The organism is Sorangium sp. So ce327 (assembly GCF_051530205.1).
Classification (GTDB): domain Bacteria; phylum Myxococcota_A; class Polyangia; order Polyangiales; family Polyangiaceae; genus Sorangium; species Sorangium cellulosum_B.
The window spans coordinates 11,072,439-11,086,186 of record NZ_CP150330.1 but is presented as its reverse complement, the minus strand read 5'-3'; the positions used below and the strand labels follow the sequence as shown (position 1 = coordinate 11,086,186).

The following is a 13,748-nucleotide window of genomic DNA, read 5'->3' as shown; positions in this document are numbered from 1 at the left end:
GTATCTAGGAAGCCTCGTTTACACGCGCCCTCGTGCGGGCGCGTTCAGTCCGCCAGAAGCGAATGAGCCAGAGCCCGATGAGCACGACGGTGACGACGCCTGACGCCATCATCAGCCGCCTCGTCGCCAGGACGTACCCTCGGGCGTTGGGATCGTAATGGAAACAGAACAAGAGCACCCGATCCCAGGCGCTCCCGACCTGCCCGCTGCCCGCTTCGCGCAGCGCGAGGCCGAAGTTCTTCTGTGGGAAGGAGATGCCGTACAGCGTGCGCGACAGGCGCCCGTCGGGCGTGAAGACGAACGCGCCCGCCGCGTGTGCGTACTGCTTGGTCGTGTCGTCCCACCGGTAGTGGAAGCCCACCGCGTCGGCGAGCGCGCGCACCGACGCCTCGTCTCCGACGAGGAAGTCGAAGCCGTCGCCGGTGACCGGCTTGCCGTACGCCTCGATGTAGTTCGCCCGCTTCTTGCGCGCGGCTTCGGGCGTGTCGCGGGGGTCGAAGCTGACGACGAGCGCGCGGTACTCCTCGCCCGCGGTCCAGGCGCTCTCCTTCATGGCCTGGAGCACGCCGTTCAGGACCAGCGAGCACAGCATCGGGCACTCGAAATAACCGAGCACCAGGACGAGGGGCTTGTCGCCCGCCGCATATTTGGCGAGCTCGACCTCTTGCCCCGACTGGTCGCGGAGCCGGAGCTTCTGCGGGAGCAGGGCTCCCGGCCGCTCCTCGATGTCGATGCCGGCGAGCTCCGTCGGGATGGTCGTGTCCGCAGCTCGCGCGCTCCGCGCCGGGGTGACCGTGGCCACCACGAGCGCGAGAACGGCGAGCAGGGCAGACAGCGGGCGGGACATCACTGCTCCGGAGCGGGGGTCGCCGGGGCTGCGGGCTTGGGCGCCGCGCCTGCAGGCGCGGCGGGCTTGGCGTCCGCAGGCTTGGCGGGCTTCACGGCGTCGGCGGGCTTGGCCGTCTCGGCGGGCTTCACGGCGTCGGCGGGCTTGGCCGTCTCGGCAGGCTTGGCGGCGTCCGAGGGCTTCGCCGCGTCCTTGTTGCCCGCCGTCGCTGCGTCTTCACCCTTCGACGGCTCGGCGGCGGCGCCCTCGGCGGGCTTCGCCGCGCCGTCCGCGGGCTGCGCGCCCTCGGTCGTCGCGGCGGGAGCGGCCACGGTCCTCACGCGCTTCTCCTGGTAGTCCTTCAGGGTGAGCGCGACGGCCTGATCGACCGGGATGCGGACGACGCCCTTCTTCTCGTCGGCCCACTGGTAGCGGCTGAGCCGCTCCTTCTCCCAGGCCCGCAGGCTGCGGACCCCGCTGCTCGGCGGCTCCAGCACCTTGGTCGAGATCTCGCGCTCCATCGTCGACTTGAAGATCTCGTTGACGAAGAGCACGACCACCACGATCGAGAGCAGCGTGGCGATCACGATCACGAAGATGAGCGAGTTGTTCGGTCGATCCACCTCGGCCTGGGCCTCGGCGTGATCGGTCGCTGTGTTGTCGGTCGCTTCGCTCATGGCCGGCTCCTTACGGGTTGTCGATCCGAGCCGCTTCGGCAAGGTGAGGGTCGTTCAGGGGATACAGCGGGCTCTTGGACGCCTGGAGCGCGAGCATCCAGGCGCCGACGCCCAGCGGGCCGAGCAAGCCGGCGAGGTCGATCCAGCTCAGGTGCGCGCCGTGGTGATCCACGTTCGGCATGACGAGCCAGTAGAGGTCGACGTAGTGCATCACGAGGAGGAGCACCGACGCCGCGCCGAGCACGAGCGGGCTCCGCTTCGCGTGCCGCGACAGGAGGACGAGGAACGGAACGACGAAGTGCCCGAACAGCAAGGCCAGGCTCACGACCTTCCACGAGCCCTCCCAGCGGTGCTGGTAGAAGATCGTCTCCTCCGGGATGTTCGCGTACCAGATCAGGATGAACTGCGAGAACGCGATGTAGGCCCAGAAGATCGTGAATCCGAAGAGCAGCTTGCCGATGTCGTGCTGGCGCTCGACGTTGCTCACCTTGCGCAGGAGCCCCGCCTTGTGCAGCGCGATCGTGATCAGCGCGAGCGCCGAGAGGGAGCTCGTGGCCGAGCCGGCGAACACGTAGACGCCGAAGATCGTCGAGTACCAGTGCGGGTCGATGCTCATCAGCCAGTCGAACGCCGCGAACGAGATGGTCAGGGCGAAGACGATGACGGCCGGGGCGGCCCCGGCGCGCATCCTCGCGGTGGGCCGGAAATCGGCGCTCTTGTCCTGCGCGCGGGAGGTCTTGATGAACCAGAGCGCGAGGCCCGCCCACGCCGCGAGGAACACCACGGCGCGGATGTAGAAGAACGTCGGGTTCAGGTAGGGCGCCTTCTGGTGCAGCACATGATCGTTCGCCGCGTCGGGCCCCATCCAGTGATGGTAGATGTCATGGGCGAGCACCGCGACCGGGAGGAAGAGCACGATGCAGGCGGGCAGGATGCCGCTCATCCACTCCATGTGGCGGCGCGCGGCCGCCGACCAGCGCGCGCGGGTCAGGTGCTGGATGATCACGAAGAACAGCGCGCCGAGCCCGATCGTCACGAGCCACGTGAAGCCGGTGAGGTACGAGAACGCAAAGCGCTTCGCGTCGGAGACCGCCGCCGCCGCCGAGAGCACCACGCCGACGATCGCCAGCACCATGCTCCCCGAGACGAGCCGCTTCGCGACCGCCGGATCGAGGACCTTCGCGTCCTCGGCCAGAGCACTTCCGTGGGACTTCATGGAGTTCCGCTCTCCTTCGCGATGTTGCCCCGCTGGGCCTCGGGCACGTCGTCGACGCGCGCGTGCTGGCTGTGCTGCAGCACGCGCACCCACGTGACGATCGCCCACCGGTCCTTGACCGGGATCTGCTTCCGATAGGACGGCATGTTGCGCACGCCGTTCGTGATGACGTTGAAGATCTCGCCGTCGGGCAGGCCGATGGCCCGGTCGGACGCGAGGTCGATGGGGGGCGGGTACCCGCGCTTCACCACCATGCCCTGGCCGCTCCCGCTCTGGTCGTGGCACGGCGCACAGTAGATGTTGAAGCGATCCTGGCCGCGCCGGATCACCGTCTCATCGACGGTGATGGGCGCGAACGCCAGGAACGTCTCGCCTTCCTTGCCGGTGCGGTAGGCCTCGCTCTCGTCGAGCGATCCCTGGGCCACCGTGCCTTCGACGATCGGCCGCATCGCCCGCCCGTCGGGGAACAGGCTGGTGCCCTCCTCGGGCTGGAACTTGGGCTGCCAGTCCATGTCTCCGAAGAGGTGGATCGGCGGATCGCTGCTCGCCTGTCCGCGGCAGCCTGCCAGGACGACGAGGAGGGGAATGCACCAGCGCTTCACGAGGAGACCTCCCGGATGCCCTGGGCGCCGAGGCGCTGGAGGAGGTTGCGCGTCTCCGTGGAGTCGAACTTCGGGTCGCTCGCCTCGACGCTGATGAAGAAGGCGTCGTCGGTCGCCCGCGGGAACGAGGGGTGCGTCATGGTGGGGTGGAACAAGGTGGGCAGGCGCCCGAGCGCGAAGAGCCCGAAGAAGCACGTGAGCGCCGCGAAGAGGACCGTGAGCTCGAAGAAGATGGGGATGAAGGCCTGGTACGAGAACGACGGCTTGCCGCTGATGATGAGCGGATAGTCGTAGTACTGCGTGTACCAGGCGAGCGCGATGGCGCTGGCGAGCCCCGCCGCCCCGCCGCCGAGCACGAGCCACGGCAGCGGAGACGGCTTGAGCCCCATCGCCTTCTCCAGCCCGTGCACGGGGAACGGCGTGTGCGCGTCGAAGCGGCTGTACCCGGCGTCCCGGAGCGCCTCGCACGCGTGGAAGATGTCCTTCGGGGTCGTGAAGTAGCCCATCACCCCGAACAGGGTCGACTCGCCGTCCGCCTCGTGCTCGGCCTTACGCTCCAGCTTGCGCTCGATCGCGAGCGCGGCCTGACCGTGCGGCCCGCTCTCGCGGGGCTCGTCGTACTCCGCGTCGTCCTCGGGCACGTGGCCCTGCGGCTTGATGTCGGGCTGGCTGTCGCGCGCGGAGTCCTTGTGCGCTCGTGCCTCCTCGGCCGAGGCGGGCTTCCCGGAGCGCTTCTGGCGTCGGGCGTCGCTGTTACGCTGCATGATGAGCCTCGTCGTTGCTGTGCGAGCCGTGAGGATCGGCCGCCGCCGTGACCCCCTTCACCTCGCTGATCGCGACCATCGGCAGGTAGCGGACGAACAGCAGGAAGAGCGTGAAGAAGAGGCCGAACGAACCGAAGAACGTCGAGATGTCCCAGATGGTCGGGCGGAAGTAGGTCCAGCTCGAGGGGAGGAAGTCGCGGTGGAGGCTCGTCACGATGATGACGAAGCGCTCGAACCACATCCCGATGTTGACCAGGATCGAGATGATGAACATCGCGGGGATGCTGGTGCGCACCTTCTTGAACCAGAAGAGCTGCGGGAAGATCACGTTGCAGCTCACCATGGTCCAGTAGGCCCAGGCGTACGGGCCGAGGATGCGGTTCCGGAAGGCGAACTGCTCGTAGCCGTTGCCGCTGTACCAGGCGATGAAGAGCTCCATCCCGTACGCGTAACCGACCATGGTGCCGGTCGCGACGATGACCTTGTTCATGTTCTCGAGGTGCCGCATCGTGATGAGCCCCTCGAGACCGAACGCCTTGCGCGCGAACACCATCAGCGTGACGACCATCGCGAACCCGCTGAAGATGGCGCCGGCGACGAAGTACGGCGGGAAGATCGTCGTGTGCCAGCCGGGGACGATCGAGACGGCGAAGTCGAACGACACGATCGTGTGCACGCTGAGCACGAGCGGCGTCGAGAGCCCGGCGAAGATCAGGTAGGCCTTCTCGTAGTGGAGCCAGTGGCGGTGCGAGCCGCGCCAGCCGAGGCTGAGGATCCCGAAGACGATCTGCTTCGTCCGGGTCGTGGCCCGGTCGCGGATCGTGGCGAGATCAGGGATGAGCCCGACGAACCAGAAGAGGGTCGAGACCGTCGCGTACGTCGAGACGGCGAACACGTCCCAGAGCAGCGGGCTCTTGAAGTTCGGCCAGAGGCTCATCTGGTTCGGGATCGGGAACAGCCAGTGGGCGAACCAGATCCGGCCCAGGTGGGCCACCGGGTAGATGGCGGCGCACGCGACCGCGAAGATCGTCATCGCCTCCGCGGCGCGGTTGATGCTCGTCCTCCACTTCTGGCGGAAGAGGAAGAGGATGGCGCTGATCAGCGTGCCGGCGTGGCCGATACCGACCCAGAACACGAAGCCGGTGATGTCCCACGCCCAGTTGACCGTGGTGTTCAGCCCCCAGATACCGATACCGGTCCCGACGAGGTGAACGAGCGAGCCGGCGAGGATGAAGAGGATGCTGATGGCAAGGCACAGCAGGACGAGCCACCCGGGGGGGCGCTTGCTGAGGACGATGCCCGAGATCTTGTCGGTGAGAGAGCGGAAGTCGTCCTTCCCCTGCACGAGCGGCGCCTCGTCCAAGAGGGCGGCGCGGTCCGAGAGCCGGGGGTGATCGACCTGGAGGGGTGCTGTGGCGCTCATGCGTCGGCGAGCTCCGGGTTCTTGTTGCGGATCTTGGCGAGGTACGTGACCCGCGGCTTGGTGTTGATCTCGTCCAGCAATCTGTAACCGCGCGGGCTAGCGGCCGCCGCGGCCACCTGGCTCTTGGGGTCGTCGAGGTCGCCGAAGACGATGGCCTGCGTCGGGCAAGCGCCCTGGCACGCGGTCACGACCTCGCCGTCCTTGATGTGCTCCCGCCCCTCTCGCTTGGCGTCGATCTTGGCGTGGTTGATCCGCTGCACGCAGAAGGTGCACTTCTCCATGACGCCCCGCGATCGGACGGTGACGTTGGGGTTGAACTGCATCTTCCGCTCCTCCGAGTCCACCTGGTTGTACTCGAGGAAGTTGAAGCGACGGACCTTGTAAGGGCAGTTGTTGGCGCAGTACTTCGTGCCGACGCACCGGTTGTACGCCATGTCGTTCAGCCCCTCGGGGCTGTGCGTCGTGGCGGCGACCGGGCAGACCTGCTCGCACGGCGCGTTCTCGCAGTGCTGGCAGGGGAGCGGCTGCGAGATGCTCTCCGGCTCGTTCGGGTCCGTGCCCTGGAAGTAGCGGTCGATCCGGAGCCAGTGCATCTCGCGGGTCTGCCGCACGCCGTCGGCGCCGACGACCGGGATGTTGTTCTCGGCCTGGCAGGCGACGACGCACGCGTTGCAGCCGAGGCAGGCGTTGAGGTCGATGGTCATGCCCCAGGCGTGCCCCTGCCGCCGGTTCGGCTCCTTGAACAGGCTGAGGAGCGGCGGCACGTGGACCTGCTTCTGGGCGAACTCCGGGTCCTTCTGGAACTCGGCGAGCGTGCCCTCCCGCGCGAGCGGGCGGCCCTCCATCACGAAGTGCTCCTGGGTGCGCGCGAGCTCGACGACCTCGCCGGTCTTCTCCAGCGAGAAGCCGCCGGCGAGCTCGAAGGCGTCGCTCTTGCGCAGCGGGGTCGTGTCGACGCCGACGCCATGGCCGACCCGGAGCTTCGCGCGCCGCCCCTGGCCGACGGTGATGCCCACCGAGTCGTCCGCCTGCCCCGGCGCGACGATGACGGGGATCCGCACCGACGCGCCGCTGCCCGTCAGCGTCACGACGTCGCCGTCCTTCAGGCCGAGCCGCGCCGCCGTCGAGGGCGAGAGGTTCGCGGCGCTGCCCCAGGTGAGCTTCGTCATCGGGTGGGGCAGCTCCTGGAGCCACCCGTTGTTCGCGAACCGGCCGTCCCACGTGTGCACGTCGGGCCGGAAGGTCACCTCCAGGCCCTCGCCCAGGGCGGGCGCGAACGCGCGGAGCGCCTCGATCGCGCCCTGCGCCGCGGCGGCCACCTGCTCGTCCGCGAGCTGGGTCCCCGCGACGAGGCCGTCGTGCAGCGCGCGGCGGAAGTCGTCCTCGGTGCGCTTCGCGCCCTCGGCGGTCAGCCAGGTCGCCCGCACCAGATCGTAGGCCGTCCGCGAGCCGCCGAGCAGGAGCTCGATGACCTCGGCGTCGGTCCTGCCGCCGAAGAGCGGGGCGATGAGCGGCTGCGCGACGCTGGCCGTCCCGTCCTCCGCCCGCACGTCGCTCCACGACTCCAGCGGGTGGGCGCGGTTCAGGTGCCAGCGGGTGCGCTCGCTCGTCTCGTCGACGTGCGTCGAGACGTGCACGCTCACGGGCACCTTGGCGAGCGCGTCGGCGAAGCGCGCGTCCGCGGGCGCGTCGAAGGCCGGGTTGCCGCCCAGGATGATCAGCGTCTCGACGTCGCCCTTCTCGATGGAGCGCGCGAGCTCGACGAGCGCCTCGGGGCCCTCGCGCGAGTCGTCGAAGGGCGCGACGTGCCGGACCGCCTTGCCCGTGTTGTCGAGCGCGAGGTTGATGAGGTGCACGAGCCCGTGGACCTCCTTCGGCAGCGAGCGCCCGGCCACGACAGCGCCCTCGCCCCGGTTGGCGACGAGGTCGGCGGCGATGGCGGCGACGTGCCGGGTCGCCTTGGCGTCGAGCCCCTCCGATTTGCCCGCGAGCGCGCTGAGCAGCTGCGGGTCGAGCGCGACCCCGCGCTTGCCGAGCTCGGTCGCGAGGGCGAAGGCGAAGGCGGGGATCTTGCGGCTCTGGATGCGGAGCCGGTGATCCGCGGCCGCGCCGGTGATCGTGAAGGTGCTCTCGACGGAGTAGAGGCGGTTCATCGCCTTCGGGTCCTTGTCGACAGCGCGGCCCGCCGTGAACGCGCGCCCCTGCTTGAGCGGGCTGCCGTCGGAGGCGAACAGGTCGGCGTCGAGCGCGACGATCACGCGCGCCTTCGTCAGGTCGAGCGTGGTCTCGAGCGGCTTGCCGAACGCGAGCCGCGCGCCCTCACGCGCGGCGTCGCGCGAGAAGGGCTCGTACCGGACGACGCGCGCCTCGGGCAGCGTCTTGCGGAGATCGGCGAGGCGCGCGGCCAGCGTCGGCGACCGGTGCGCCTCGGTCAGGATCGTGAGCCCCTTGCCGCCGCGGCCGCGGAGCTTGTCGCCCTCGGTGCGGAGGAACGCCGCCGCGTCGTCCCACGACTTTTCGGTCGCGCCCTCGCGCGGCGACTTGCTGCGATCGGGATCGTACAGGTCGAGGATCGAGGCCTGGATGTGGAGGGTGGTCCCGCCGAGGCTCTCGGGGTGCTTCGGGTTGCCCTCGATCTTGGTGGGCCGCCCCTCGTGGCTCTCGACGATGACGCCGAAGGCCGTGCCCATCATCGGCAGCGCCGTCGCGAAGAACAGCGGCTTGCCCGGGATGACCTCCTCCGGGGTCCGCGAGTACGGCAGGATCTGCTCGACAGGCCGGCGGCAGCCCACGAGGCCGCCGAGCGCGAGCGACGCGCCCATGAGGCTCAGGAACGTGCGCCGCCCGACGCCCTCCGGCGGCTCGAACGCGGCCGGCGGGAACTCGCGCCCGAGCGCGTCGACGAAGTCGGGCGAGCCGGAGAGCTCGTCCAAGCTGCGCCAGTAGGTCTTTCCAGAGAGATCCTGGGCGAGGGGGAGGGGAGTTCGTTTACTCATCGGTGGCACCCCGAGCAGTGAAGCGGCGCTTGCACCTGCCGCCCGGAGGAAGTGACCGCTGGCACGCGATCGTTGTAAGGCTCGTGGCTCGCGGGGATGCCGGCGCCCGCCATGGCGGCCGTCGCGGGTGCCATATCCATCTTGGTGACGTCGGCGGGATTGCGGAGGTTGGGACCCGGATCGCGGTGGCAGTCCAGACACCATCCCATGGTGAGCGGCTGGACCTGCCGGACCTTGTGCATCTGGTCCACGCGTCCGTGACAGCTCACGCAGCCGACCCCTGCGGCCAGGTGGGCCGAGTGGTCGAAATAGGCGTAGTCCGGAAGGTTGTGGACGCGCACCCAGGGGATGGGTTGATCCGTCGCCCAGCTCTCCTGCACGAGGAGGAGCTTTTCGCTGTCCCGCCGCACCTTGGCATGACAGTTCATGCACGTCTCGGTGGGGGGAACCGCGGCGAAGCTGGATACCTCTACTGTGCTGTGACAGTAGCGGCAGTCGATGCCGAGGTCGCCGGCGTGCAGCTTGTGGGAATAGTCAACCGGTTGATCCGGCTGATACCCGACCTCGAGATGTTTGTTGGTACCGTAGTACCAGAATCCGCCGATCACAGCGGCGCCGAGGGGCAGAACTCCGAAGAGCAGCCCCAGCGGAACCACTTTGTTGGCCCATCGTGGGAACAGGAACCGAGCCATAGGGTTGTGGTGGGCGTCGGAGGGACGCGCGGGCGCAGTTATGGCTTGCTGGCGGGGTGCGACAAGACGGCAAAGTGCCGCGTGACTGCGGCAGATTGCCGCTGTGGGTAATTGAGGCTCCACGCCGCGGCAGGTCGCCGCGGGGGCGCGGCACTTTGCCGCGGGTGCAGGCGTCCGTCCTTACGACACGGGGGCGAACTGGATGTGACACCGGCTCGAAAAATTGTCGAAACGTCACGCCGGCCGGGGAACGTTCCGGGGAAGCCAGGGGAACAGGGGAAGGAGAGGGCTGGCGAGCGAGGGGGCCGCCGCGCCGAGGCCGCCTGCCCGGGGGAGCTCAGAACACCGGCGTGAACGTGCGTGGGGCCTTCTTCTTCCGGAGGCAGCGGGTCGCCCTGCTCATGTAGCAGACGGTGAACGCTCGCCTCGGCTGGCCGCTCCGGTTCATGGCGGAGCAGTGCCAGAGGTAGTTGTGGATCAGCAGCGCCTCGCCCGCGCGCGCCGGCAGCGCGATCTTGCGGGCGTCCGCGTCGGCCGCGCGCACGCGGTCGATCGGAATGACGCCGCCGAGCGGCGTCGCGAGCCCGGCGATGTGGCTGCCTTCCAGCACCTCCACGCAGCCGCCGCCGGCGGGCGCGTCGTCGAGCGCTGTCCAGATCTGCAGCTCGGGGTCGCGATCCAGCCCCCAGTAGCTGCCGCCGTCCTGGTGCCACGGCAGCGGCGTCCCTCCGGACGCGGCCTTGTTGAAGAGCACGGCCCGGTAGATGGAGACCTCGCCGTCGATGAGCGCGCGCGCGATCCTCTCGAAGAGCGGGTTCTCGATCCAGGCGAGGAACAGCGGGTCCTTCTCGAGCTTCTCGAGCTTCCGGTACGACGTGCTCGGCCCCTGGTAGCCCTTGCCGTACGGCAGATCCTCGTAGCGGCCCGACGCGGCGTCGTGCTGGAAGAAGAGCCCGGGGTACGTGACGCGCCCGAGCATCAGGTCATCCGAGCGCGCGCGCAGCGCCGCGAGCCCCGCGTCGGTCATCACGCGCCCGAGGCGGGCGTGGCCGCGGGCGGCGTAGTCGGCCAGGGGGCCCGCGAGATCGAGGTCCCTGGCCTCGGGCAGGAGGAGATCGATCATCGCGCGTAGCTCGCGTCGGTGCCGAGGTGATCGCGGTAGAGCGCGTCCATGCGCCGCGCCGCCTCCTCCGAGAGCGGGCGCCCGACGGCGTCGGCCGCCGCGTCGAGGTGCTCTGCCCGGACCGGGCCGACCAGGATGGAGTCGACGACGTCCCGCCCCGCGAGCCAGGCGTACGACAGCGAGAGCAGGCTCATCTCTTCGTCCGCCGCCACCGATGCGTAGCTGGCCGCGAGCTCGAACATGCGCCTGCTCCAGTACCGGCGCTGGTAGAGGCGGTTGCCCTCGAAGCGCGAGCCCGCCTGCGTCGCCTCCGGCCCCGCGTGCCGCCCCGTCAAGAGCCCGCCGGCGAGCGGGTTGTACACAGCGGTGGCCAGCGCGTACCGCCGCGCGAAGGCGGCGTACTCGACGTCGAGCTGGCGGATCAGCGCGTTGTAGAGCACCTGAGAGACGGCGGGGCGCGGCTTCCCGACGGCGTCGCGGCGCGCGATGATCTCGAGGATCTGCCACGACGCGAAGTTGCTGACCCCGTACTGCAGGATCTTCCCGTGCTCGAGCAGGGCGTCGATCGCCGACAGCGTCTCCTCGATGGGCGTCTCCGGGTCCGGCGCGTGGAGATAGCAGACGTCGACGTGGTCGGTGCCGAGGCGCGCGAGGCTCTCTTCGACGGCGCGGATCACGCGTTCGCGCCCGAGGCCCTCGGGCCTGCCCCGGACGCGGCGCAGGCCGACCTTGGTGGCGATCTGCGCCTCGGCCCGGCGGCCCCGGAGCGCCCGGCCGAGGATCCGCTCGGACGCGCCGTCCTGGTAGAGGTTCGCCGTGTCGAACGCGGTGATCCCTCGCTCGAGCGCGCGCAGGGTGATGCGCTCGGCCTCCTCGGGCGGCGTGCGGCCGCCGAAGTTCATCGTGCCGACGAGGATCGCGGGCGGCGCGCCCGGGCGCCGCTTCGCCGTCATTCCCGCCCTCACGTCGTCAGCCTTCACGTCAGGCGCCACGCCCTGCTCCTCACGCCCGCGCGACGAGGAGCGCGAGCACGTACACGATCAGCCATACGAGCCACAGGGTGCTCGTCCGCCGCCACCCCAGCCGGAAGCCGTACATCGGCGCGAGCGGCGGCACCACCAGCGCGACGAGCCCGCGCCAGCGCGGCTGGCTCCGGAGCGCGAGCCGCGCGGCCAGCGCGACGTGGGTGGTCACCCAGGCGGCGAACGAAAGGACGAGCGTCGCGGTCGCCGCGATATCCTTCACGGGGCGAAGCCTAGCGTCGCCGGCGCGCCCCGCCTCTGGAAAACGGCGATCCCGGGCAGCGCGGTGACCTCCCGGCGCGCCCGGAGCCCCCGCTCTGTCGCGCTACCAAATCCGGGCTAAGCTTGGCCCGTGCCTCTGCGCAACATGCCGTGTTTTCGTCCGGATTCCTTCCTCATCGCGCGCGCCGCCCCGCTCGCGACCCGCAGCGCGAGGGCGATCGCGGGCGCCATCCGCGCCCTCGTCGACCGCGACGGCCGCCTCATCCCCCTGAGCCTGCTCGCCGGCGCGGCGTGCAGCGTCGCCGTCGGCGTCGGCGCGGCCCAGGCGATCTCCGCTCCGCCCGATACGTTGCCGCTCTCCGAGGTGAAGCCGGGCATGAAGGGGTACGGCCTCACCGTCTTCTCCGGCACCACGCCCGAGAAGTTCGACGTCGAGGTCATCTCGACGCTCCGCAATTTCCGGCCGAACCAGGACCTCGTCCTCGTCAAGACGCAGCACCCGCGCCTCGAGGTCGCGCGCACCGTGGCGGGGATGAGCGGCAGCCCGATCTACCTGAACGGCAAGATGATCGGCGCCTACGCGTACGGCTGGCTCTTCGGCGCGGAGGCGATCGCCGGCGTCACCCCGATCAAGTCGATGCTCGACGAGCTCGCGCGTCCGCTCCCGCGCGGGATCGCCCCGAAGGTCGGCGGCCCGCTGCCGGCCCCGGTGAGCCGCGCCGGCGGTGCGACGCCGCCGCCGCCGCCGCGCGCCGCCGCGCCCGCTCGCCTGCACGGGAGCCGCGGCTTCCTGGGGGCCGTCGACGCCTACGACCTCGCCGGCCACGCCAGCCAGATCGCCGCGCGCGTCGCGCCGTCGCTCGCCCCGCCCGAATCGACGAGCCTCGCGCGCGCCTCGACGCCGGTGATGCTCGGCGGGCTCGGCGGGACGTCGCTGCGCATCGCGAGCGATCTGCTCGGCCCCATGGGGCTCGATCCGATGCAGGCCGGCGGCGGCTCGTCCGCGAGCCCGGAGCCGGGCGCGCCGACCAAGTACGTCGACGGGGGGGCGATCGGCGTCGAGCTCGTGCGCGGCGACATCTCCGCGATGGGCATCGGCACGGTCACGCGCGTGTCGGGCGACAAGCTTGTCGCGTTCGGCCACCCCATGATGAACGGCGGCGTCACGAACCTCCCCGCCGCGATCGCGCGGGTCCACTGGATCCTCGCGAGCCAGAACCGGAGCTTCAAGATCGGCGAGGCGGTGCGGCCTCTGGGCACGCTGGTGAACGATCGCCAGGCCGCGATCGTCGTCGACAGCTCGGCGAAGGCGCCGGTCTTCCCGATGCGCGTCCAGATCGACGGCGTGGCGGGCGCGCCGCACCCGACGTGGAACGTCGAGGTCGCGCACGATCAGTTCCTCGCGCCCGCCTTCGTCTCGATGGCCGTCGGCAACGCCGTCGAGGCGACGACGGCCGAGCGGCGGGACATGACCTGGCGGGCGGTGAGCCAGGTGAAGATCGGGCGCTACGGCACCATCTCGCTCGTCGACTTCGGCGCTGGCAACGGCACCCCGCTCAGCAGCGACGATTTCGTCCGCAGCCGGCTCGTCCGGGCGATGGGGGCCCTGCTCAACAACCCCTGGGAGGACGTCTCGATCGAGCGCGTCGACACCCGCGTGAAGGTCACGTTCGACCGCGAGGTCGTGCTGCTGCGCGGCGCGAAGGTGCTCGAGCCGGAGATCGAGGCGGGCGCGCCCGCGCGGATCCGCCTGGATCTCCAGCCCCATCAAGGCCCCATCGAGTCGCGCGTCATCGAGGTGCCGGTGCCGCGCGAGCTCGCCGGCGGCCAGGTGGACATCGATCTCGCGCCCGGCTACGAGGTGGAGCGCCCGATGGCGACCCCGAACAACGTCGCCGAGCTCGTTGCGATGCTGCCGAGCCAGACCCACGACGCGGAGAGCGTCGTCGCGACGTTCCGGCTCCGGGAGAACGGCGCGGCGTACCGCGGCAAGGTCGCCTCGCGGCTCCCCCCGGGTGCGATGGACACGCTGCGCCCGAGCTCCGCGTCCGACGCGCCGGAGACCTTCGGCGCGCAGGTGCAGGTGCCGGTGTCCCTCAAGCGCTTCCTGGTCGGGAAAGACTCCGTGAGCGTCACGGTCCGGCCTATCCTCCGCTGAGCCCGCCGGTCTCCCGCCTCCCTCTCT

Annotated in this window: 12 protein-coding genes; 1 reads left to right on the top strand and 11 read right to left on the bottom strand. The window is 70.2% G+C overall.

Translation table 11 applies throughout. The features are described 5' to 3' along the window. Positions 1–4: 4 nt before the first annotated feature. The 11 genes from WME95_RS41575 to WME95_RS41525 all read right to left on the bottom strand — a co-directional run bounded on the left by WME95_RS41575 (position 5) and on the right by WME95_RS41525 (position 11,564). Positions 5–847: an SCO family protein gene (locus WME95_RS41575; RefSeq protein WP_437904791.1), complete on the bottom strand. Its 843-nt coding sequence runs from the start codon at positions 845–847 to the stop codon at positions 5–7. Continuing rightward, entirely contained in the window at positions 847–1,503 is a 657-nt protein-coding gene (locus WME95_RS41570) for a hypothetical protein (RefSeq protein WP_437904790.1), read from the bottom strand. The genes WME95_RS41575 and WME95_RS41570 overlap by 1 nt, the downstream gene beginning before the upstream one ends. A 10-nt stretch (positions 1,504–1,513) precedes the next feature. Continuing rightward, positions 1,514–2,719 carry a hypothetical protein gene (locus WME95_RS41565; RefSeq protein WP_437904789.1) on the bottom strand — a complete coding sequence of 402 codons (1,206 nt, stop codon included), beginning with the start codon at positions 2,717–2,719 and terminating at the stop codon, positions 1,514–1,516. Further along, positions 2,716–3,321 carry a c-type cytochrome gene (locus WME95_RS41560; RefSeq protein WP_437904788.1) on the bottom strand — a complete coding sequence of 202 codons (606 nt, stop codon included), beginning with the start codon at positions 3,319–3,321 and terminating at the stop codon, positions 2,716–2,718. The genes WME95_RS41565 and WME95_RS41560 overlap by 4 nt, the downstream gene beginning before the upstream one ends. After that, positions 3,318–4,085: a DUF3341 domain-containing protein gene (locus tag WME95_RS41555; protein WP_437904787.1), complete on the bottom strand. Its 768-nt coding sequence runs from the start codon at positions 4,083–4,085 to the stop codon at positions 3,318–3,320. Before WME95_RS41555 ends, WME95_RS41560 begins: the two co-directional genes overlap by 4 nt. Next, positions 4,075–5,508, bottom strand: coding sequence for an NrfD/PsrC family molybdoenzyme membrane anchor subunit (gene nrfD, locus WME95_RS41550; protein WP_437904786.1), 1,434 nt, complete (start codon positions 5,506–5,508; stop codon positions 4,075–4,077). Before nrfD ends, WME95_RS41555 begins: the two co-directional genes overlap by 11 nt. After that, positions 5,505–8,504 (bottom strand): TAT-variant-translocated molybdopterin oxidoreductase, encoded by a 3,000-nt coding sequence (locus WME95_RS41545; RefSeq protein WP_437904785.1) that lies wholly within the window; start codon positions 8,502–8,504, stop codon positions 5,505–5,507. The genes nrfD and WME95_RS41545 overlap by 4 nt, the downstream gene beginning before the upstream one ends. Continuing rightward, positions 8,501–9,196: a cytochrome c3 family protein gene (locus WME95_RS41540; RefSeq protein WP_437545829.1), complete on the bottom strand. Its 696-nt coding sequence runs from the start codon at positions 9,194–9,196 to the stop codon at positions 8,501–8,503. The genes WME95_RS41545 and WME95_RS41540 overlap by 4 nt, the downstream gene beginning before the upstream one ends. A gap of 337 nt (positions 9,197–9,533) precedes the next feature. Further along, positions 9,534–10,319: a phytanoyl-CoA dioxygenase family protein gene (locus WME95_RS41535; RefSeq protein ID WP_437904784.1), complete on the bottom strand. Its 786-nt coding sequence runs from the start codon at positions 10,317–10,319 to the stop codon at positions 9,534–9,536. Then, entirely contained in the window at positions 10,316–11,311 is a 996-nt protein-coding gene (locus WME95_RS41530) for an aldo/keto reductase (protein WP_437904783.1), read from the bottom strand. The genes WME95_RS41535 and WME95_RS41530 overlap by 4 nt, the downstream gene beginning before the upstream one ends. Positions 11,312–11,321: 10 nt before the next feature. Continuing rightward, positions 11,322–11,564, bottom strand: a complete 243-nt coding sequence (locus WME95_RS41525; RefSeq protein WP_012240189.1) for a hypothetical protein — start codon at positions 11,562–11,564, stop codon at positions 11,322–11,324. Between the two features lie 129 nt (positions 11,565–11,693). On the opposite strand from WME95_RS41525, the gene WME95_RS41520 reads away from it, so the two are divergent. Next, positions 11,694–13,721 carry a SpoIVB peptidase S55 domain-containing protein gene (locus WME95_RS41520; protein ID WP_437904782.1) on the top strand — a complete coding sequence of 676 codons (2,028 nt, stop codon included), beginning with the start codon at positions 11,694–11,696 and terminating at the stop codon, positions 13,719–13,721. Positions 13,722–13,748: the final 27 nt, after the last annotated feature.

What these genes read in the sequence shown, in the direction of transcription:
- WME95_RS41575 (WP_437904791.1), bottom strand. Translation starts at nt 847, where the DNA reads ATGTCCCGCCCGCTGTCTGCCCTGCTCGCCGTTCTCGCGCTCGTGGTG.
- WME95_RS41570 (WP_437904790.1), bottom strand. Translation starts at nt 1,503, where the DNA reads ATGAGCGAAGCGACCGACAACACAGCGACCGATCACGCCGAGGCCCAG.
- WME95_RS41565 (WP_437904789.1), bottom strand. Translation starts at nt 2,719, where the DNA reads ATGAAGTCCCACGGAAGTGCTCTGGCCGAGGACGCGAAGGTCCTCGAT.
- WME95_RS41555 (WP_437904787.1), bottom strand. Translation starts at nt 4,085, where the DNA reads ATGCAGCGTAACAGCGACGCCCGACGCCAGAAGCGCTCCGGGAAGCCC.
- nrfD (WP_437904786.1), bottom strand. Translation starts at nt 5,508, where the DNA reads ATGAGCGCCACAGCACCCCTCCAGGTCGATCACCCCCGGCTCTCGGAC.
- WME95_RS41545 (WP_437904785.1), bottom strand. Translation starts at nt 8,504, where the DNA reads ATGAGTAAACGAACTCCCCTCCCCCTCGCCCAGGATCTCTCTGGAAAG.
- WME95_RS41540 (WP_437545829.1), bottom strand. Translation starts at nt 9,196, where the DNA reads ATGGCTCGGTTCCTGTTCCCACGATGGGCCAACAAAGTGGTTCCGCTG.
- WME95_RS41535 (WP_437904784.1), bottom strand. Translation starts at nt 10,319, where the DNA reads ATGATCGATCTCCTCCTGCCCGAGGCCAGGGACCTCGATCTCGCGGGC.